A 20115-nucleotide genomic window follows, 5' to 3' on the forward strand; every position below is an offset into this window, starting at 1 on the left:
TTTAGGGATTTAACCCGGCTTCGGCATTAGACCCAATAACAGAATTACTAATGCATAAGCCAGGTTCAACTACCACAATCATTTGGAAAACCCATGCTTCTAGCTATACTTTCAGGTTTCATTGTAGCTGCGTTAATGCCTTTACTCAGCAAACTGATCAAGGGCAAAGGTTCTATATTGATGCCTTTTCTCCCGCTTTTACTATTCGTATATTTTCTTCAATACCTGCCCAAGGTAAGCAAAGGGGAGGCAATTAACCTGATATACCAATGGGTTCCCAGCACAGGGATTAATCTGGCTTTCCACCTCGATGGTTTGGCCTTACTTTTTGTTTTAATGATTACGGGGATAGGAGCTTTGGTTTTCTTTTACACCTACAGCTACCTCAAAGGACATGTGTACCTTGATAGATTCTATGGATACCTCAGCATGTTTATGGCTTCTATGCTCGGATTGGTGCTATCAGATAATATAATCACACTCTTTATTTTCTGGGAACTTACCAGTATCAGCTCTTTCTTTCTAATAGGGTTCAACAATGAAGATCCCAAATCCAGGAAATCTGCCCTTCTGGCATTAAGTATCACTGGAATGGGGGGATTATTTCTTTTGGCCGGTATGATTGTACTGGGAACGGTCGGAGGATCGTATTCTTTTCAGGAGTTGCTGACCCAGCGTAGTCTGATCATAGGTCATAGTAGCTACGGATGGATAATAGGCCTACTCTTTCTGGGCGCTTTTACCAAATCCGCCCAATTTCCTTTTCACTTTTGGCTTCCAGGAGCAATGAAGGCACCCACCCCTGTGAGCACTTATCTTCACTCCGCTACGATGGTCAAGGCTGGGATTTATCTGCTGGCACGGTTCACACCCCTGCTCGGAAGTACACCTTCGTGGAACACTACCCTGATCATTGTTGGGGCTGTGACCATGGTATATGCCGCAGTTCACTCGGTCTTCCGAATAGACATGAAGGGTATTTTGGCGTACTCCACCATTGCAGCCTTAGGCATCTTGGTCTTCCTGATCGGTCTGGGTACAGAGGAGGCGCTACTGGCAGCTTCTGTCTTCATTCTGGTGCATGCCTTGTACAAGGCCACGCTCTTTTTGGTCACGGGGATAATTGATCACGAGACAGGGACACGGGATGTCACTGTGTTGGGGGGATTACGGAAAGTTTTGATGCCCGTAGCTATAGCCGCAGGTCTGGCAGCTCTAGCGAATGCGGGGACTCCGCCATTTCTTGGCTTTATTGGGAAAGATCTGATTTATGAAGCTACGCTTCATTTTGGTGACTGGGGATACTTACTCACCGCGGCAGCTATTTTGACCAATGTCTGTCTTCTATGTGCCGGATTGCTAGCCGGCTACAAACCCTTTGCGGGGAGTCTCCCATCACAGTTTGAGAAAGTCCACCTTCCCCATCCTACCATGTGGATCCCCCCTTTGATCTTGGCTGCTCTGGGATTAATCTTTGGGGTCTCCCCTGGGCTTATAGAGCGGAGCTTGATCCTTCCGGTATTCAGCAGTATATCCGGAAGTGCCACTGAGATGCATATTCAGTTATGGCATGGATTTAACCTGATCTTGGGGCTGAGTGTATTGACACTCACACTAGGTGTAATACTCTATTGGCTTCTCAGGCCTTCAGAACGCCTTCTTGGTACTACTTTGAAGTTTGAAAGAATAAGCCCTCAGTCTCTTGCCAATCTTTTTGGTGGGCTGTTCAATAAGTTTGCGGGATTATGGACTGGTTTTTTCCAGAATGGTTATTTGAGGAATTACGTCATCACCATCTTGGGCTTTCTTACCATCCTATTAGGCCTTAGGCTTTATCAGGGTGTCAGCCTGGTCATCGACGCTTCGAAACTTACCGAGGTGACCATCTATGAGGTGATCGTGGTGATGATCATGTTCGCCTCTATTATTTTCACGGTATTTTCCAGATCCCGGCTGGTAGCTGTGGCTTCCCTGGGTGTAATAGGCTATTCCATCTGTCTGATTTTCTTGTTTTACTCCGCACCGGATTTGGCGATGACGCAGTTTTCCATTGATACGTTGACTGTGATCTTGTTTGTATTGGTGATTTATAATTTGCCTAGGTACAACACCTTCTCCAATTGGAAAATACGACTGAGAGACGGGGTGCTCTCTGTCTTCTTTGGTACGTTGATCGCAGTGCTTACACTTGAAGTATTATCAGAGCCACTGAATAGGGAAACTTCTATATTCTACGCCGAAAGCGCCTATCTATTGGCCAAAGGAAAAAATGTAGTCAACGTAATCCTGGTTGATTTTAGGGGATTTGATACCATGGTGGAAATCACCGTGCTGGTCATTGCCGCAATAGGGGTGTTTAGTTTGTTGAAATTAAGGCTGAAAAGTATAGAAAAGGAATAGTATGAAATCAATTATTTTCAAATCCGCATCCACTTATCTTTTACCACTTCTGGTATTATTCTCCGTGTTTATCCTGTTACGCGGGCATTATCTCCCAGGGGGTGGTTTTGTAGGAGGGCTGATTGCTTCCATTGCATTTGTCATCCATTCCTTTGCCAATGGGTTGGAGACCACCAAAAACCTAATCAAGTTTCATCCTGGTTTTCTCATGCCTATTGGGCTAAGTATTGCATTGCTGAGCGGCATGTCACCTCTTTTTATAGGGGAGAGCTTTATGACTGGATTATGGTTTGAAGACCCCTTACCTGTTATAGGTATGGTAGGCTCAGCTTTGTTTTTTGATACCGGTGTTTATCTGGTGGTCATCGGAGTGACCTTGACTATTATTTTTACTATTTCGGAAACGCTATAATATGGAATTGCTACTCGTTGTTTTGATAGGTTTGTTATACGCTGCGGGGATCTATATGATGCTGCGCAGGAGTATGGTCAAGCTGATCATAGGTTTGATTCTACTCGGAAACGGAGCCAACATGCTTATTTTTCTATTGGGCAGGATAGTGAAGGGTAAGCCGCCAATCATTGATTCTGCATCCAAGATGCTTACCGAGGTCTATGCGGATCCTGTGCCCCAGGCATTGATACTTACCGCCATTGTGATCAGTTTTGGATTGCAGTCCTTTGCCATCATTCTGGTCAAGCGAGCCTATAAAATCACCAAGACAGATGATCTGGATGAATTGAATACAACAGACGAAGTTTATGAATAACCCATACATAGTATTACCTGTAATTTTCCAGCTTTTCTCAGCGATCCTGCTGATGTTCTTTTGGTTTAGGGTAAATACCCAGCGGCTCATTGCCATTTGTTGCAGCCTTATCTCAGTGGGTATCTCTGTATGGATCCTAAGGGAGGTGCTCCTGCATGGCATACTGACCATGCAGGCCGGTGAATGGCAGGCACCCTTTGGGATTACCTTTGTGGCAGATGCGTTTTCTGCTACTATGGTGTTGTTGACGGCTATATCAGGGATGGGCGTAATAATATTTTCCGCAGGCGCTATCCGGAACGCACGCTTAAAATTCGGCTATTTCCCTATTCTGAATTTCCTCTTAATGGGTCTTAACGGAGCCTTTCTCACTGGGGATATTTTCAATTTATATGTTTGGTTTGAAATCATCATCATTGCCTCCTTTGTCTTGATTACCATTGGAGGAGAGAAGGCGCAGATAGAAGGTGCTATCAAATATGTGACGATGAATCTCCTAGCCTCTGCGATTTTCCTGACTGCTATTGCCATTCTCTATGGGATGGCCGGGAGTCTGAATATGGCAGACCTTTCAGGTCAGGTGGCACAGATCGAGAATAGGGGACTGGTCAATGTTGTGGCTATATTATTTCTGGTGGGCTTTGGGATCAAATCGGCTATATTCCCCCTGTACTTTTGGCTGCCAGCCTCCTACCATACTCCCCCACCTGCGATATCGGCCATTTTCGGAGGATTGCTGACCAAAGTGGGTGTGTATGCGCTGCTTAGAATCTTCACGCTGATCTTTATCCCGGACGAGTTTCTGAGCAATCTTTTGATTATCATGGCTGTTTTGACTATCCTCTCTGGAGGTTTGGGGGCTATCTTACAGGTCAATCTGCGGAAAATCTTCTCTTATCTTATCGTCTGCCACATCGGGTTTATGATCGCAGGTCTGGGGATTTATACTGAAGTAGCACTGGTAGGGGCCATATGCTACTTAATCCATGATATTATCGTCAAAACCGATCTTTTCCTGGTTTCTGGGCTGATCTTCAAACTGAAGGGTACCCTGAACATCAATAAACTGGGAGGTATGTATAAAAAGTACCCGGCATTCTCTATCCTGATGGCTATTCCCTTATTTTCCCTGGTGGGTATCCCCCCACTTTCAGGATTTTGGGGAAAACTGTTCCTGATCCAGGGAGGGTATGCCGAAGGACAGCTTGTATTGATCGCATTTATATTGCTGGGAAGCTTCTTGACGCTGTGGGTGGCAGCAAAGATATGGGCAGAGGTATTCTGGAAGGACTCTGAGGATCTTCCCCCGAAACTGACCGTTAAGTATTATAAAGAACTAAAGCCTTTCAAACAACGGGCCATGATTGCACCTATCATCTTATTGGCGGGAGTTTCCTTGTATATAGGATTCGGGGCAGAACATATCATCCTATTGAGCAAGCAAATCGCAGCTGAGCTGATGGATCCCTCAGCTTATATTGAGGCAGTGTTGGGATCAAAACCGCTTACACCATGATCAAGACCAAATTTCTAAGTAATCTTCTTCTTTCCTTGGTGTGGATAGCCATCACTGGAGCTTTCACGTTTGAGAACTTCCTGTTCGGCTTTGCACTGAGCTTTTTTCTGTTGTGGGTGACAGCCACGGATCGCCGGGACAATAAATATTTCAACAGGATTCCCAAGCTGTTGGCTTTTGTGTTTTTCTTTCTGTATGAACTGATCAAAGCCAATATAGAGGTGGCGTATGACGTGGTCACGCCAAAACACTATATGAAACCGGGAATTGTAAAAATACCTCTGGATGCAAAATCGGATCTGGAAATCACCTTGTTGGCCAATCTGATTTCCCTTACCCCGGGCACCTTGAGTCTGGATGTTTCTGATGACAGAAAAGTCCTGTACGTGCATGCCATGTATGTGAAAGATAGGGAGGACTTTGTAGCTGGTATTAAAAGCGGATTTGAAAGACGATTACTAGAGATAACCCGATGAGCGTTTACGACTATTTATATTTTATTATTCTACCTGTTTTAGCGATAGGTATATTCATTATTTTCATCAGGTTTTTGATGGGGCCCACCCTTTCAGATCGGGTTGTCGCGTTGGACTTATTGCTGACTACCGGGATCGGAGTCATTGCGGTATATAGTGTAGTGACCAATCAGCCGGCCTTCCTTGATATCGCCATGATCATGGCCTTAATTGCCTTTCTGGGTACGGTGGCCTTTGCTTATTATCTGGAAAAAAGAAAAAGAAATGACTGAAATCATAGTTATCATACTCAGCTCACTGGGAGCACTGTTTATTTTGCTGGCTGCGGTGGGCATCGTGAAAATGCCTGACCTATACCTGCGCATCTCAGTCACCACCAAAGCGGCGACACTTGGGATAGGATTGGTTTTGCTGGCCGCTGGAATCTATTTTGCGGATACCGCTATTCTTGTCAGAGTAATAGCTATTATCGTTTTTATGTTGCTTACGGCTCCTGTAGGCGCACACATGATCGGGCGCGCATCCTATTTTACCGGAGTGAAAATGTGGGACAAATCCACTATAGACGAACTAGAGGGCCAGTACGAGCAGAAGTCCCATAAGTTAAGAAGCGGGGAAGAGGAGAAGACAGGTGAAGTTACTGACTGAGATCCTTTCTACCCAGATTTGTATTGTGGGTTATCTGGGGCAAAGCCCTCATGATCGGGTATAGGAGGTCTAAGAGGTGCCGGAGCTATTGCTCTCCCCGGATATTTACATACTGGAAAATATCCCCTACAGTAGAATTTTTGACAAAAGCTTTTTTCAAAATAGCCTCAGGGAAATAACCGGCTTTTTCCAGCACATTCATGGACTGCCCGTTGAAATCATAGACCTGTGCGAATATGCGTTCAATATCAAATTTCTCAAAAATATATCTAGTATATAGTTTTACCGCTTCAGTCGCAATTCCTTTTCCCCAATAAGGTTCTCCCACCCAGAAGCCCAATTCCATATTTGTACGGAGCTCGTCTTTTCCTCTTTCAGATCCTATGGCCCCTGCGAGTCTGCCTTCAAATTCTATTGCGAAGTTTTGAGGGGGATTGTATTTTTGATTATGTTCAATCCAGTGACGCGCATCATGGATAGTATAAGGTTGCGGATAGCTGTCTTTCAGATTCATCGCAATCTTGGGATTATTCGCCAAAGGATAGAGTTGGTGAAAATGAGCCTCATTCCAGGTCACTAATCTTATTTCTCTTTCTCCTGTGATGATCATAAAAGTCTGATGGTTAATTCTTCAAGATAATAGGCTAAACGCAGAATCAATAAAATTCGCAAGGAAATTATGCAAATCTCCAGCCTAATCTTCTAAGCCGCTGTTATTCATCCTGTCAAGATTTTCGGCAAATCTCAGAGCGGATATAAAGTCCTCAATATGCCCATCCATTACCTCGGGCAGATTGTACACAGTTTTATTGATCCTATGGTCTGTTACCCTGGATTGGGGATAATTGTAGGTTCTGATCTTATCTGACCTGTCTCCAGAACCCACCATAGACTTCCGCTGCGCACCCACCGCATCGTTATGTTTGGCCAGTTCTATTTCATAAAGCCGGGATCTGAGGACTTTCAGCGCTTTTTCAAAGTTCTTTATCTGGGATTTTTCATCCTGACAGGTTACCACGAGGCCTGTTGGCTCGTGAGTCAAACGCACTGCGGAGTAAGTGGTATTTACGGATTGTCCACCTGGGCCAGAGGAACAATAGGTGTCCTTTCTTACATCATTCATGTCGATATTCACTTCTACTTCATCCATCTCCGGCAGTACGGCCACAGAGGCTGCAGATGTGTGGACACGGCCTTGGGATTCCGTGGCAGGTACCCGCTGCACCCGATGCACACCGGACTCATACTTCATCCTTCCATATACATCGTCCCCTCCGGATATGGTAGCGATTATTTCTTTGTAACCACCCGCAGAGCCAAAGGTCAAATCCAACACAGTGAGTTTTAAATTCTGCATTTCGCAGAAACGCTCGTACATGCGGAACAGATCCCCCGCAAAAATCGATGCTTCATCACCACCTGCCCCTCCCCTGATCTCTAGGATACAATCTTTCGCATCGTTGGGATCCTTAGGGATTAAAAGTTGCTTCAGATCATTCTCAAGCTGCTCCTTTTTAGGCCGAAGTTCGTCAAGTTCTGCTTTAGCCATTTCCCTGAAATCCGGATCTTTTTCCTTATCCAACAATTCCTTGGAACTGGAAATATTTTGAAGGACTAAATTATACTCATCATACACTGCTACAATTTTCTCAAGATCCTTGTATTCTTTGGTCAGCTTGGCATATTTGCTCATGTCAGCCATGGATTCCGGTAGTACGATTAGTTGTCCTACTTCTTCGAAACGTTCTTTAATTGATTGTAATTTGTCCAGCATAGTCTTGTGATAGCAGCCGCAAAAGTAGTTATTTTTCTTTGGACTAGTGGTGGGCTCCCCAGGCTCTGGTTGATGAAAGAGGGCTTAGTTTTTGGTGCAGAACCTTGAAACTGCACCTATGTGTTTTTCAGGAAATATAGGAGGTTACTTCTATGCGGTTTTTGGTGTACTGCGGATAGACCTAATTTCTAATTGCACCGCTATGCGCCGGGCTTAGCTGCGTCCTATCATTTTTTTCACCCCATAGAGAATTTTTATTTATAATCAATCTAAATAAACTTGAATCTGGAAGGATTATCATTTACTTTGCTATTATTTTTAATTAATCTAAATATAATTAATGATGGTTTCAAAATCACTGTCCAAACCCCTTTGCCGCAGAGGGGTAAGCTTAGCTGGATATCATCCTGTCAGACCTTCCTCAGTAGCTTTTGTCCCAATGGTCAAGAATCTGCATGCAATCGCACAAAAATTCCAAACATCAATTATTCAACTAACCTTAAACACAGAAAAATGGTAGATAAACTTTACGCAACAACCAGCTTTCGAAAATCTCTCGGACTATTCATCCTCATATGCACAGGCTTTGCATTCCTTCAGACTACACAAGCCCAACAGCAGAACTCTAGGATACAAGGAAGAATCCTCAACGAATCCGGTCAAGCCATTCCTTTTGCGAATGTGATTCTCAAAGGCCGAAACAAAGGAGTTCTGACGGATGAAGAGGGTTTTTTCTCCATCGACGGCCTCTCCTCTGGAGATTATCTTCTGGTGGTTTCCCATTTGGGATTCGCTATCCGGGAAATACAAGTAAAACTATCTGCTCGACAGACACTGAAAATCCCTGATATCAAACTCCGGGAAAACGGCAGCGACTTGCAGGAATTTACCATAACAGACTCCAAGGTCAATCCAATGGCAAATAAAAGAACGGACTATGTAGCGCGAATGCCGCTGGACAATCTGGAAAACCCGCAAGTATATAATGTCGTGACCAAAGAATTGATACAGGAGCAGGTGATAACAAATGTAGGAGAATCTCTCCGCAATGCTCCCGGGGTTGTTCCTGTTACCTACCCTTCCGGTGGATTTGGCACCACATTCAGGGGATTCAACATTGGAATCAATGCCCGCAACGGAATGGAGACCACTACCGGCCGTTCCAGTGTGGATATTGCTAATGTAGAGCGCATAGAAGTATTAAAAGGACCTTCAGGAACCTTATTTGGGGGGAACGTTTCCTCTTTTGGCGGAGTGGTCAACTTGGTAACCAAAAAGCCTGAAGAAACAAAAAAGACTGAGGTTTCCTATACAGCAGGGAGCTATAACCTCCACCGGATTACGGCAGACATCAATACGCCATTAAACAAGGACAACACGGTCTTGTTCCGGCTAAACGCAGCAGTGCATAAAGAAAAGAGCTTTCTGGATTACGGATTTTACGACGCTTATTTGATTTCTCCCAGCCTGCTGTATAAAGCATCAGAGCGTTTGACGTTTACGCTCGACGCGGAGCTTCTAAATGTCAACAGTACAAGAAATCTGTATAGCAGATACGCTCCCCAATCAGCGATCACCAGCCCCGAAGATTTAAGGCTGGACTACCGAAAGTCCTTGTTCCATCATGATGCGGATGCGGAAACCTCCTCAACAAAAATATTCGCAGAGGCTAAATACCGACTTACCGATAACTGGACCTCCACTACCTTAATCTCATTTGTAGGTGAAGATGTGGATCATAGCTATCAGTATTACGCCACCTGGTTATCGCCTACCGTTACCGTCAGAAATTCAGGAAACTGGAATTCCATTTACAACAACTATACGAACATACAGGAAAATATCAACGGAGAATTTGCAACAGGGAATATCAGACATAAAGTGCTTATTGGCGCCGGCTACAGACTCTTCCAGAGTAGAAGTGAATCAGGATCTACAAATAATATAGACACGGTAGATGTCACCAAGGATTTTCTTCCTTTGAGAAGGCAAGCTATAGATCCTCTCCTTGTATCCGGACATTGGCCCGGCTGGAATACTGTCAATACCCATACACTGAGTGGCTATGCTACAGATGTCATCGCCTGGACGGATAGATTATCGACCATGCTGAGTCTGCGGGTAGATTATTTTGATCGGAAAGAGCAGGGAGGAGCGGAAGGTTTCCAGCAGACAGCCCTTTCTCCTAAGTTGGGAGTTGTTTACCAAGTGGTGAAAGATCAGGTCTCCGTGTTTGGAAACTATATGAATGGATTCCAAAACCAAGCACCAAGGATGCAGCCCGATGGCTCACAATTGGTTTTGGATCCGGTCTATGCGGTGCAGTCAGAGGGAGGTATAAAAGCAGAGGTCTTTGATAAAAGACTGAGTGCCACATTTAGCTATTATCATATTTCCATTGATAATGCTATCCGTACGAATACCGACGGCTTCGCTCTCCAAGACGGGGAACAAGTCAGCAAAGGATTTGACATAGAACTAATCGCCAACCCGATTCCCGGGCTGAATGTAATCGCAGGTTACGCTTACAATGATAACAGGATCGTAAAAACCTCAGACGAAGCCATAGAAGGCAACAAAGCTACTGATGCCCCTGAAAATATGGTGAATTTTTGGGCTTCTTATACCCTACAGCACATACTGAAAGGTCTTGGGGTTGGATTTGGAGGAAATCATGTGGGCAAAAGCTATATGTTCAGCGACAATATTTTCACCATTCCCGCATATACGGTTTTAAATGCCAGTGCATTTTATGATCAACCCAACTGGAGGGCAAGTGTAAAACTTAACAATCTGACCAATGAGAAGTATTGGACAATCTGGGGAGTTCCTCAGGCACCGACCAATTTTGCGGCAAACCTTACGTTAAGATTCTGATATGAATGGGATTTCCTATCAAAAGGGATGGGAATCCCATTTTACCTTATAATGGGCTAAACGAAAGACTGGTCAATTAGTTCTAAACAGTGCCCCGCCCGATCCTCCATCTTTCCGCAGTGAATAAATAGGGTTTGGGAAAAAATGGCTGCCCGAATGGACTGCCATTGAAGTTTATTCCACCGTTACAGATTTAGCCAGATTCCTTGGCTGATCTACATTACAACCACGCAATACAGCGATATGGTAGGAAAGTAATTGGAGTGGGACCACTGCAACAAGTGGCGCAAAGGCCTCCTGGGTTTCTGGGATCTCGATTACATGATCTGCAATCGCTTTCACTTGGGTATCCCCCTCAGTTACTACAGCGATAACTTTGCCTTTTCTAGCCTTCACTTCCTGGATATTACTTACTACTTTCTCGTAGGAACTGTCCTTGGTGGCAATGAAGAAAACCGGCATTTCCTCATCTATCAAGGCTATGGGGCCATGCTTCATTTCCGCTGCCGGATAACCTTCTGCATGAATGTAGGAAATTTCCTTAAGCTTCAGCGCACCTTCCAGCGCTACAGGAAAATTGTAGCCTCTACCCAGGTATAGGGCATTTCTAACATCCTTATATTCTTCCGCAATTAACTTTATGGTATCATTGGATTTCAACGCTTTTTCTACTTTTCCCGGAATTGCTTCCAGTTCGTGTAGAAGCTGCACATATTTGCTTTCCGTCAAAGTACCTCTTTGGTATCCTAGCTTCAACGCCATCATAGCAAGGACTGAAATCTGGGCAGTAAAAGCTTTGGTAGAAGCCACGCCTATTTCAGGCCCTGCGTGGGTATAGGAACCAGCGTGAGTCGCTCTTGGAATGGATGACCCAACAACATTGCACACCCCGAAAATTGTAGCCCCTTTTGATTTGGCAAGCTCAATTGCGGCCAAAGTATCCGCAGTCTCACCTGATTGGGAAATTGCGATGATAAAGTCTTTTTCCCCTACTACCGGGTTTCTATACCGGAATTCTGAGGCATACTCTACCTCTACAGGTACGCGAGCAAATTCTTCGAATAGATACTCGGCAACTAATCCAGCATGCCAGGAAGTACCACAAGCCGTGATGATAATCCTTTCCGCATTTTGGAATTTATTCATATAATCACGCAAGCCTCCGAGCACCAATCTGCCAGATTTGGCGTCCAATCGCCCTCTCAGGCAGTCAGCGATAGATTTAGGCTGCTCATAAATCTCCTTCATCATAAAATGGTCATATCCGCCTTTTTCTATGGCTTCCAATTCCATTTCCAACTGATTGATGTAAGGATTGGTCTCTACATTCTCAATTGTTTTGATCTGCAAACGGTTATTTCGTATTATGGCTATTTCGAAATCATCAAGATATACCACTTTGTTGGTGTATTCGATTATCGGAGTGGCATCAGAGGCCAGGTAATATTCATCTTGTCCTACTCCTATGACCAACGGGGACCCCTTTCGCGCGGCTATCAGCGTGTCGGGTTGTTCTTTATTGATTATGACTATGGCATAGGCCCCCACGACTTTGTGCAGGGCAAGCCTAAGTGCTTCTTCCAGACTGCAATGGTTGTTCAACTGAATGTCTTCAATAAATTTGATAAAGACTTCTGTGTCAGTATCGGACTGGAAGGTGTAACCTTTCTGTTGAAGATCCTTCTTCAGTACTTCATAGTTTTCTATGATCCCATTGTGGATCATCGCTATTTTTTCCGAAGATGAGCAGTGAGGGTGGGCGTTGACATCATTTGGCTCTCCATGGGTTGCCCATCGTGTATGACCTATCCCTGTGGTGGCTTTCAGATCAGATGAAGTCTCCAGATGTCTTTCCAATTCCGAGACTTTCCCCTTCTTTTTATAAATACTCAGCCCATTGCTGTCCAACAATGCCACACCGGCACTATCATAGCCCCGGTACTCTAACCTTCTAAGCCCTTTGATTATTATAGGCAAAGCTTCTTGCTGTCCTACATATGCTACGATTCCACACATAAATAAAAATTCTCAATGTTGATTTAAACTTCGGCAAAGAAACAGCTTTCATGCCAAAAAAAATAATCCACTTCCTGAAAATCAGAAAGTGGATTAGCATATCTTTTCCGAAACCACTTATGCTACCTTGATCTGGAGTAAATTACTTTTACCTTCACATTATTTTTATCAACAACCAATTGCCTCAGAGATCTTGAAATATCCGCGCCATATAATAACCAGTCTTTTCTGGTCAGCTGACCTCTATATATGGCATTGACATGTGAGGTAATCAGCTGGCCATAGGTTCTGATATCAGGATTGTATTGCAAAAGTGCAGTAGATCCCGAGGATCCTGTGACTGGAATATAATTTCCTTTGTCATCAAGGGCTACCTGAGGATATCCGTCGGCCTGCACACTCAGCCCAACTCCCGTACTGGAAAGTAGGATCTTATTGTCTGGATCAGCAAAATACATGGTAATATTTGCGGGTGTTTTTTTCGTAGATGCTTGTTCCTTCAGTTCACCGATTTCCAATACTATCTGGTTGAAGGTAACGCCGACAAGTGTGTCCAAAAACGCATCAAAGGGGCTTGTGTCCAATTTGATGATCATTCCCAACCCTGATTTCATACCAACTTCCGGATCTAAGTCATAAGGTTTTTGAAACTCTGTGACTCCGGCTGTAGGGGTTCCGCTTCTGTCGCTTTTTACCCCGCTAAAGCTCCTGGATGAAGCCGTAGTGATATTGTAAGATTTAGACACTGTATCTCCCTCATTGTGGTAATACACCTTGAGCGCTGTAGAGGTACCGACACCCACACCAATAGAGGTATTGTCTCCCTCTCTTGCTTTTACAGCTATACCTGGAAAATAATCCCTAAAGGAGAAAAGGTCATTGAAGACAGTCCCTTCCTTCATCTTGCTAAATATTTCAGCTGCAAACTCTTCCTCCACCTGGAATGTGGCCAGTGTATCAGTTTCTTCACCAAAAACTATTTCACCGGACGAAAACGGACTGGATTCATAGGACAGCTCATCGAAATTGTAATACAAGGTATCCAATATGGGCTCTGTCAACTTGTGAATGGAGTAATACTTTGGGGCATCCAGATTCACCCCGTCCACATTTAAGATGTCAAGGCTGAAGTGTACTGAGTCCAGTATAGCCTCAGCTTCCGGAAGGGCTGTCCCAGAGCTAATAAACATTCTGGAGTGACCGGTGGCGGAGGTCTTTCCAAAGAAAGCATCTTCCTCCTCCCCTACAATCAGTCTAGACTGATTGGTGGTATTAAAGGAATCCAATAAGATCACCTGGGCAGGAAGCTCAAACTCTTCGAAAACAACCCCAATCTGGTTGTTTCCGGGAGCTAGCTCTATGCCTACTGTGGCAGGGTCACTACAAGAACTGATAAAGAATAGAGCCACGATGGCCCAAAGAGCCGGCTTAACCGGCGAGATTCGTGTAAATATCGAATAGCTCTTCGTGAGCTTGTGCTTCTGATTCTGCTTCAATGCTGATGTCAAACTTCTTGTCTTTTGAGAAATCCTCGATTAGTTGGTTTAATTCTGCGGAAACTTCACCGCCTTTGACCACCAAGTCGGCGTACTCCATGCCCATCTTGATAAATCCTGTAAAATCTTTGCTCTTCAAAGGTGCTAAAATAGCGTCATCTATATCCACCATCTTAACCTTGTTTAACAAATCATCGCCAAAGGTATGGGAAAATCCGTTGTTATAGATCGCAAAAACAGACTTAGTATCCTTAAATAAAGGCTCGCTTTTGTAAGTAGTCTTTAGATACATGGGAATAAGACTGGTCATCCAGTCGTTACAGTGCACTATATCCGGTGCCCAACCTAGTTTTTTCACGGTTTCGATCACTCCTTTGCAGAAGAATATAGCGCGCTCATCGTTGTCCTCGTAGAATTTCTGCTGCTTGTCATGAAATACATGCTTACGCTGGAAATAATCTTCATTGTCAATGAAATATACCTGAAGCTTTGCGTTCGGGATGGATGCTACTTTAATTACCAAAGGCTTCTCCTCTTCTCCTACCGCGATATTTATTCCTGACAATCTCACTACCTCGTGAAGTCTGTTTTTTCGCTCGTTGATCAGGCCGAATCTAGGCACCAATATCCTGATCTCCATACCACGCTCTTGCATGGCCTGAGGAAGGGATCTTAAGAAATTGGCGACTTCTGATGTTTGGAGAAAAGGGTTGATTTCACTGGCAACGTAGAGAATACGTAATTTGGACATGCTTATTGGATTTTAAGTTGAAGGTGAAAAAACAACTGCGCAAAGATAATAAAAAAAGCCTAAAAAGCCTTGATTTCTTGAATATTAATATACATTTGCCTCTATTTACCCATGCTAAACCCTCTCCTGTGCAAGTAGTCCATACTGGAGCCGATTGGAACAAATACTGGCTTGATTCACTCAAAAGCAACAAAACTATAGGACTGGTGCCCACCATGGGCGCGCTTCATGACGGGCATCTCGACCTGGTCCGGCAAGCTAAATCAGATACTGATATAGTGGTCGTTTCGATCTTTGTCAATCCTACGCAATTCAATAATCAGGAAGATTTTGACAATTATCCGATTACTATAAAGGAGGATTTGGCCAAACTGGAGCAAGAATCGGCTGACTTTGTTTTTATTCCCAAAACAGAGACAATTTATCCCGAAAAACCCCTATTAAGCATAAATTTCGGAGAATTGGAGACAGTTTTGGAAGGTGCCTTCCGCCCAGGACACTTCAATGGGGTAGGACTTATCGTCTCCAAGCTTTTCAACAGCATCAAACCTCACGTGGCTTTTTTTGGCCAAAAAGACCTACAGCAGACCGGCATCATCAGAAGACTGGTAAGCGATCTATCCTTTGATATAAAACTGGTCATCGTGCCTACCCGCAGAGAAGAAGACGGGCTCGCCATGTCATCCAGAAATGTACGCCTATCCACAGATGAGAGAAGCCAGTCCCTGATACTATTCGATAGCTTGACAAAAGCGAAAGAGGAACTATTAGCCGGCAAGTCTTGGTTTGAGGTGCAGGATCAAATCAAACGCGATTTTGAGGAAACACCGTTGGCAAGGCTGGAATATTTCGAACTGGTACACCCAGAAGTCTTTACATCTTATTCTGAGTTTGACATGGGTCAAAAATCATCGATCTGCGTGGCTGCTTATGTGGGAAAAACCAGATTAATAGATAACCTTCCAATAATTCCTTAATTTTGCGGCAAATTCAAAGCGATGCAAATTCAGGTACTGAAATCCAAGATTCACCGGGTGAAGATTACCCAGGCAGAATTGCACTATGTAGGCTCTATCACCATCGATGAGGATCTGATGGATGCGGCTAATCTTATAGCAAACGAAAAGGTGCAGGTGGTCAACGTCAACAATGGAGAACGTCTGGAAACCTATGTGATCACGGGAGAAAGAGGCTCTGGCCAAGTCTGCCTAAATGGCCCGGCAGCAAGAAAAGCCCAAGTAGGGGATGTGGTCATTATCATATCTTATGCAGGCATGGAACTCGAAGAAGCAAAAAAATTCAAACCCGTGTTGGTGTTTCCAGATGAGCAAAATAAACTCATCTGATGGGATCTACCTATTTCAAGCAATTTATCCAGGTTGTTATTTCTTTAGGAATTGCAATCTGGATTTTTTGGTTTTTATATCGGGACATTGAATTTGAAGCATTGATCACACAGACCAAAGCAAGTAATTGGTCATGGATTATGGGATCCCTTATAATCTCTATGGTGGGTTTTTGGATCCGTAGCTGGAGATGGACCCTGCTGATCAGTTCCGATGAAGGTAAACAGGTAACTTCCGCCCGGGCATATCATGCAGTCATGGTAGGATACCTCGTAAATATGCTGGTACCAAGAGCAGGGGAAGTAGCACGATGTGGAGTACTCAAAAGGACTAATGGGATTTCCATAGGCCATTTGCTGGGGACGGTAATAGTAGAGCGGAGTATTGATCTCCTTTTTCTTATAGGGGTTATATTGTTAGCTTTTATAGTTGAGCATGAGCTGTTTGTCACATTGGCAAGTCAGTTGGTAGATTTTTCTTCCTTAGGTCGGAATTTACTTCCTAAACTTCCCTATTTAATAGCCTTTTTTGCGATCTTGATAATAGGCCTTTCGATCATTTTTAAAAGATTCAGAGATCATGGATTAGTAAATAAGATCCAGCATTTTTTCCGTGAAATACTTTCAGGTCTCAAGAGGCTAGGGCAACTCAATAACCAGCTTGGTTTCTGGTGGAGTTCTATTATGCTATGGGTTATTTACTTCCTTACCATGTACACTGTATCTCTGGGAATACCTAGCACTGCCAATTTGTCTTCTGGCGAAGTCCTTCTAGTCATGGTGATGGGAAGTATTGGCATGATTGCACCTGTTCAGGGAGGAATTGGAACCTTTCATGCCTTGGTGGCCTTTATTTTGATACAGTTGGGTATCTCGGAAATAGATGGAAAAATTTTCGCCGCAATTATCCACGGTACCCAGGTGATATTGGTTGTAGTGGCTGGTCTGATAAGCTGGATGATTGTATTGAAATTACCTTCATGGACTAAACCTGCAACCCGTTAATCCGTATTTACCCTTGCAAATTATAAACTTATGATCATACTAATTGTAGTCGTTTTTGCCATCGCAGGTTTCGTGGTGAGCAATAAACTGAAAAGCAAATTCAAGAGATATTCTCAAACTCCTTTACAGGCTAATCTCTCAGGTGCTGAGATCGCCAAGCTAATGCTTGCTGATAACAACATCACAGATGTACAAGTGTTGTCTGTAGAAGGACAGCTTACGGACCATTACAATCCGGCCAACAAGACAGTAAACCTGAGCCCAGATGTATATTATGGGAGAAATGCCGCTGCTGCTGCCGTTGCTTCCCACGAATGCGGACATGCGGTACAGCACGCTACTTCTTATGCCTGGCTGAACCTAAGATCGACTCTTGTCCCATTGCAAAACAGTGCCGGAAAGATCCTCAACATAGTCTTGATCGCATCTCTTTTAGGTAGCTTTCTTATACAAATGCCATATGAAATCATCGGTTTTATTGTAGTTGGTGCTTACAGTATTATCACCCTCTTTTCTTTGGTCACTTTACCTGTGGAATTTGATGCGAGCAACAGAGCGCTCGCCTGGGTCAAAACCAGAAACATCGTAACTCCAGATGAATATGCAATGTCCAAAGATGCGCTGAAGTGGGCAGCAATGACTTATGTAGTAGCCGCACTGGCCGCACTCACTACTTTGGCCTACTATATTATGGTGTTCTTTGGGGGGCGCGATTGATACAGGTCAAATAATGTTTTTGGAAGAGGGGCAAGCGTTGCCCCTCTTCTTTTTTTGCCATATATTCCAAGCAGATAGCTAAACCCAAAGAGAATATTATGCAATTTGAACTTACAGAAGAGCAGCGCGCAGTACAGGAGGCAGCAAGAGATTTTGCGAAAAACGAACTCCTTCCAGAAGTAATACAGCGGGATATTGAGTGTAGATTTCCGATGGAGGAAATCAAAAAAATGGGAGAGCTGGGTTTCATGGGGATGATGGTGGACCCCAAATATGGTGGAGGCGGTATGGATTCTCTTTCCTATGTCCTGGCAATGGAGGAACTGTCCAAAATAGATGCTTCTGCCTCGGTAGTGATGTCTGTGAACAACTCGCTGGTATGCTGGGGAATGGAAAAGTACGCTTCGGAAGCCCAGAAAGAGACGTATCTGAAACCCCTCGCTTCCGGGCAAAAGCTAGGTGCATTTGCCCTTTCAGAGCCCGAAGCCGGTTCAGATGCCACCTCTCAGAAAACCGAGGCTTACTTAAATGGGGACCATTATGTGCTGAATGGCACCAAAAACTGGATCACCAATGGTTCAAAAGCTGATACCTATTTGGTTTTTGCCCAGACTGACCATAGCAAAGCCCATAAAGGAATCTCCGTTTTTATTGTTGAGAAAGGCTGGGAAGGATTTACACCCGGCCACAAAGAGGATAAACTAGGCATCAGAGCATCAGATACTACTTCCCTGATGTTTACGGATGTGAAAGTTCCTGTAGAAAATCTCATTGGAGAAGAGGGCATTGGTTTTAAATATGCCATGGAGACGCTAAATGGTGGTAGAATAGGAATTGCCGCCCAGGCATTGGGAATAGCGGCAGGGGCTTATGATTTTGCACTGGCTTATTCCCAAGAGCGTAAGACTTTTGGCAAACCAATCAGTCAGCATCAGGCAATTCAATTCAAGTTGGCCGACATGGCTACCAGCATAGAGGCGGCCAGGCTTTTGGTGTACAAGGCCGCCTGGCTCAAGGATCAGGGTGAGGATTATTCACAGGCATCCGCTATGGCAAAGCTTTATGCATCCCAGGTGGCTATGGATGTAAGCATTGAGGCTGTTCAGATTCATGGGGGCTATGGATATGTAAGAGAATACCATGTCGAGCGCCTAATGAGAGATGCGAAGATCACCCAGATCTATGAGGGCACTTCCGAGATTCAAAAAATAGTCATATCCAGGGGACTTCTCAGACAGTAATTTGGTCAAAAGGGAAGGGTATAATTAGATAAAATTGTACCCTTTTTTATTTTTTTCACACCACTTATAGAAAATCCATGATTTCTTGTAAGAAAAATCCTATTTTTGGAATTATCTTTTTTTGCTAATTATTCATGGAATATTACAACAAAGTAATCGAATCAGTCAATGTAAGGTTTATCCGCGGGAATAACTTCCGGGTTGAAAAGCCTGCCTCTGTGACAGATTATTCTGAATCGGATAACACCCTGATTTTACTTCACCATGGCACCCTCAAGTTTGGAGAAGATCAGGAGCTACTGAATGAAGGGGAGGTTTTGTTTTTGCCGGCTGAGCAAAAAACCAAACTCACCTTGGGAGGTGGGGCAAAAAAAGGAGAGATAAGTAAGGATAAATTCCAGGAGAATAAGAAAAAATATCTTCAGAGTATTAGTTTCAGGGAAATTAAAAATTCGGAGGATGACTGTATTTCCATTTTAGGTTTTGAGTCCAAAGTCTTCGATGTGGTCAATTTTTTTAATTCTTTGGGCATTCCTCCATTTATCATCCGGTTTAATGACCGCCTGGCTACTATCATAGAAGACCTGATGAAGGAAGTGGAAGTGAGCAATGTGGGCAAGGAAAGAGCCATGAAGGCTCATACGGAGTTATTGGTTATAGAACTACTTCGCCATATACTCAAAAACAGGCTTTTTCTCGAAGAACTATCTACCAATGCGACCTACTTCAAGGATCCCCGTTTGATAGATTTATTTAATTTTATCAAGGCCAATCTGGGAGGGGATCTTTCCAATAAAATCCTTGCTAAGGTGGCCAATGTCTCTGAGGACTACGTGGGTCAGTATTTTAAAATGCTCACGGGGATCAATCCTCAGGATTACATCGAGTATCAGCGGATGGAAGCAGCTGTAGAACTTCTGAGAACCACCAAAAAGTCAATCCGGGATATAGGCAAAGAAGTGGGATATAAAGACACCGCCTATTTCTGCAGAAGATTTAAGATGATGTACGGAGTGCCTGCGGGAAGAATGAGAAGAAGGGACTCCTTAATTAACGTTCAGGGATAAATTCAATAACTGTCTG

At 43.9% G+C, this 20115-nt stretch carries 19 protein-coding genes; 14 read left to right on the forward strand and 5 right to left on the reverse strand.

Going from position 1 to position 20115, the window contains the following annotated elements; translation table 11 throughout:
• The first annotated feature begins 93 nt into the window (after positions 1–93).
• The 7 genes from LZF95_RS15085 to mnhG are packed head-to-tail and all read left to right on the forward strand — an operon-like array spanning position 94 to position 5810.
• On the forward strand, positions 94–2400 hold the full coding sequence (locus LZF95_RS15085; protein ID WP_233755929.1) for a putative monovalent cation/H+ antiporter subunit A: 2307 nt from the start codon (positions 94–96) through the stop codon (positions 2398–2400).
• 1 nt (position 2401) lies between these two features.
• Complete coding sequence (locus LZF95_RS15090) at positions 2402–2812, forward strand: Na+/H+ antiporter subunit B (protein WP_233755930.1); 411 nt, start codon at positions 2402–2404, stop codon at positions 2810–2812.
• A gap of 1 nt (position 2813) precedes the next feature.
• On the forward strand, positions 2814–3170 hold the full coding sequence (locus tag LZF95_RS15095) for a Na+/H+ antiporter subunit C (RefSeq protein ID WP_233755931.1): 357 nt from the start codon (positions 2814–2816) through the stop codon (positions 3168–3170).
• Complete coding sequence (locus LZF95_RS15100) at positions 3163–4686, forward strand: proton-conducting transporter membrane subunit (protein WP_233755932.1); 1524 nt, start codon at positions 3163–3165, stop codon at positions 4684–4686. The genes LZF95_RS15095 and LZF95_RS15100 overlap by 8 nt, the downstream gene beginning before the upstream one ends.
• Positions 4683–5162 (forward strand): Na+/H+ antiporter subunit E, encoded by a 480-nt coding sequence (locus tag LZF95_RS15105; RefSeq protein ID WP_233755933.1) that lies wholly within the window; start codon positions 4683–4685, stop codon positions 5160–5162. Before LZF95_RS15100 ends, LZF95_RS15105 begins: the two co-directional genes overlap by 4 nt.
• On the forward strand, positions 5159–5434 hold the full coding sequence (locus LZF95_RS15110; RefSeq protein WP_233755934.1) for a cation:proton antiporter: 276 nt from the start codon (positions 5159–5161) through the stop codon (positions 5432–5434). The genes LZF95_RS15105 and LZF95_RS15110 overlap by 4 nt, the downstream gene beginning before the upstream one ends.
• Positions 5427–5810, forward strand: a complete 384-nt coding sequence (gene mnhG / locus LZF95_RS15115) for a monovalent cation/H(+) antiporter subunit G (protein WP_233755935.1) — start codon at positions 5427–5429, stop codon at positions 5808–5810. Before LZF95_RS15110 ends, mnhG begins: the two co-directional genes overlap by 8 nt.
• Positions 5811–5895: 85 nt before the next feature.
• Here mnhG and LZF95_RS15120 read toward each other — a convergent pair whose 3' ends face one another.
• Complete coding sequence (locus tag LZF95_RS15120) at positions 5896–6420, reverse strand: GNAT family N-acetyltransferase (RefSeq protein WP_233755936.1); 525 nt, start codon at positions 6418–6420, stop codon at positions 5896–5898.
• An 84-nt stretch (positions 6421–6504) separates the two neighbouring features.
• Entirely contained in the window at positions 6505–7584 is a 1080-nt protein-coding gene (prfA, locus tag LZF95_RS15125) for a peptide chain release factor 1 (RefSeq protein ID WP_233755937.1), read from the reverse strand.
• Positions 7585–8097: 513 nt separating this feature from the next.
• Between prfA and LZF95_RS15130 the strand changes: the two genes are divergently transcribed.
• Positions 8098–10461: a TonB-dependent receptor gene (locus LZF95_RS15130; RefSeq protein ID WP_233755938.1), complete on the forward strand. Its 2364-nt coding sequence runs from the start codon at positions 8098–8100 to the stop codon at positions 10459–10461.
• 174 nt (positions 10462–10635) lie between these two features.
• Here LZF95_RS15130 and glmS read toward each other — a convergent pair whose 3' ends face one another.
• The 3 genes from glmS to LZF95_RS15145 all read right to left on the reverse strand — a co-directional run bounded on the left by glmS (position 10636) and on the right by LZF95_RS15145 (position 14724).
• On the reverse strand, positions 10636–12477 hold the full coding sequence (gene glmS / locus LZF95_RS15135; RefSeq protein WP_233755939.1) for a glutamine--fructose-6-phosphate transaminase (isomerizing): 1842 nt from the start codon (positions 12475–12477) through the stop codon (positions 10636–10638).
• 122 nt (positions 12478–12599) lie between these two features.
• Positions 12600–13985 carry a DUF4270 family protein gene (locus LZF95_RS15140; RefSeq protein ID WP_233755940.1) on the reverse strand — a complete coding sequence of 462 codons (1386 nt, stop codon included), beginning with the start codon at positions 13983–13985 and terminating at the stop codon, positions 12600–12602.
• Entirely contained in the window at positions 13906–14724 is an 819-nt protein-coding gene (locus LZF95_RS15145) for a glycogen/starch synthase (protein WP_111609750.1), read from the reverse strand. The genes LZF95_RS15140 and LZF95_RS15145 overlap by 80 nt, the downstream gene beginning before the upstream one ends.
• A 77-nt stretch (positions 14725–14801) precedes the next feature.
• Between LZF95_RS15145 and panC the strand changes: the two genes are divergently transcribed.
• The 6 genes from panC to LZF95_RS15175 all read left to right on the forward strand — a co-directional run bounded on the left by panC (position 14802) and on the right by LZF95_RS15175 (position 20099).
• The gene (panC, locus tag LZF95_RS15150; RefSeq protein ID WP_233755941.1) at positions 14802–15701 is read left to right on the forward strand and encodes a pantoate--beta-alanine ligase; all 900 of its coding nucleotides are present in this window, start codon (positions 14802–14804) and stop codon (positions 15699–15701) included.
• A 21-nt stretch (positions 15702–15722) separates the two neighbouring features.
• Positions 15723–16070, forward strand: coding sequence for an aspartate 1-decarboxylase (gene panD, locus LZF95_RS15155; RefSeq protein ID WP_233755942.1), 348 nt, complete (start codon positions 15723–15725; stop codon positions 16068–16070).
• Entirely contained in the window at positions 16070–17074 is a 1005-nt protein-coding gene (locus LZF95_RS15160; protein ID WP_233755943.1) for a lysylphosphatidylglycerol synthase transmembrane domain-containing protein, read from the forward strand. The genes panD and LZF95_RS15160 overlap by 1 nt, the downstream gene beginning before the upstream one ends.
• Positions 17075–17104: 30 nt before the next feature.
• Positions 17105–17791 carry a zinc metallopeptidase gene (locus LZF95_RS15165; RefSeq protein ID WP_233755944.1) on the forward strand — a complete coding sequence of 229 codons (687 nt, stop codon included), beginning with the start codon at positions 17105–17107 and terminating at the stop codon, positions 17789–17791.
• A 98-nt stretch (positions 17792–17889) separates the two neighbouring features.
• Complete coding sequence (locus LZF95_RS15170; protein WP_233755945.1) at positions 17890–19032, forward strand: acyl-CoA dehydrogenase; 1143 nt, start codon at positions 17890–17892, stop codon at positions 19030–19032.
• A gap of 134 nt (positions 19033–19166) precedes the next feature.
• The gene (locus LZF95_RS15175; RefSeq protein ID WP_233755946.1) at positions 19167–20099 is read left to right on the forward strand and encodes a helix-turn-helix domain-containing protein; all 933 of its coding nucleotides are present in this window, start codon (positions 19167–19169) and stop codon (positions 20097–20099) included.
• Positions 20100–20115: the final 16 nt, after the last annotated feature.

Source organism: Algoriphagus sp. AGSA1 (assembly GCF_021390545.1).
Lineage (GTDB): Bacteria > Bacteroidota > Bacteroidia > Cytophagales > Cyclobacteriaceae > Algoriphagus.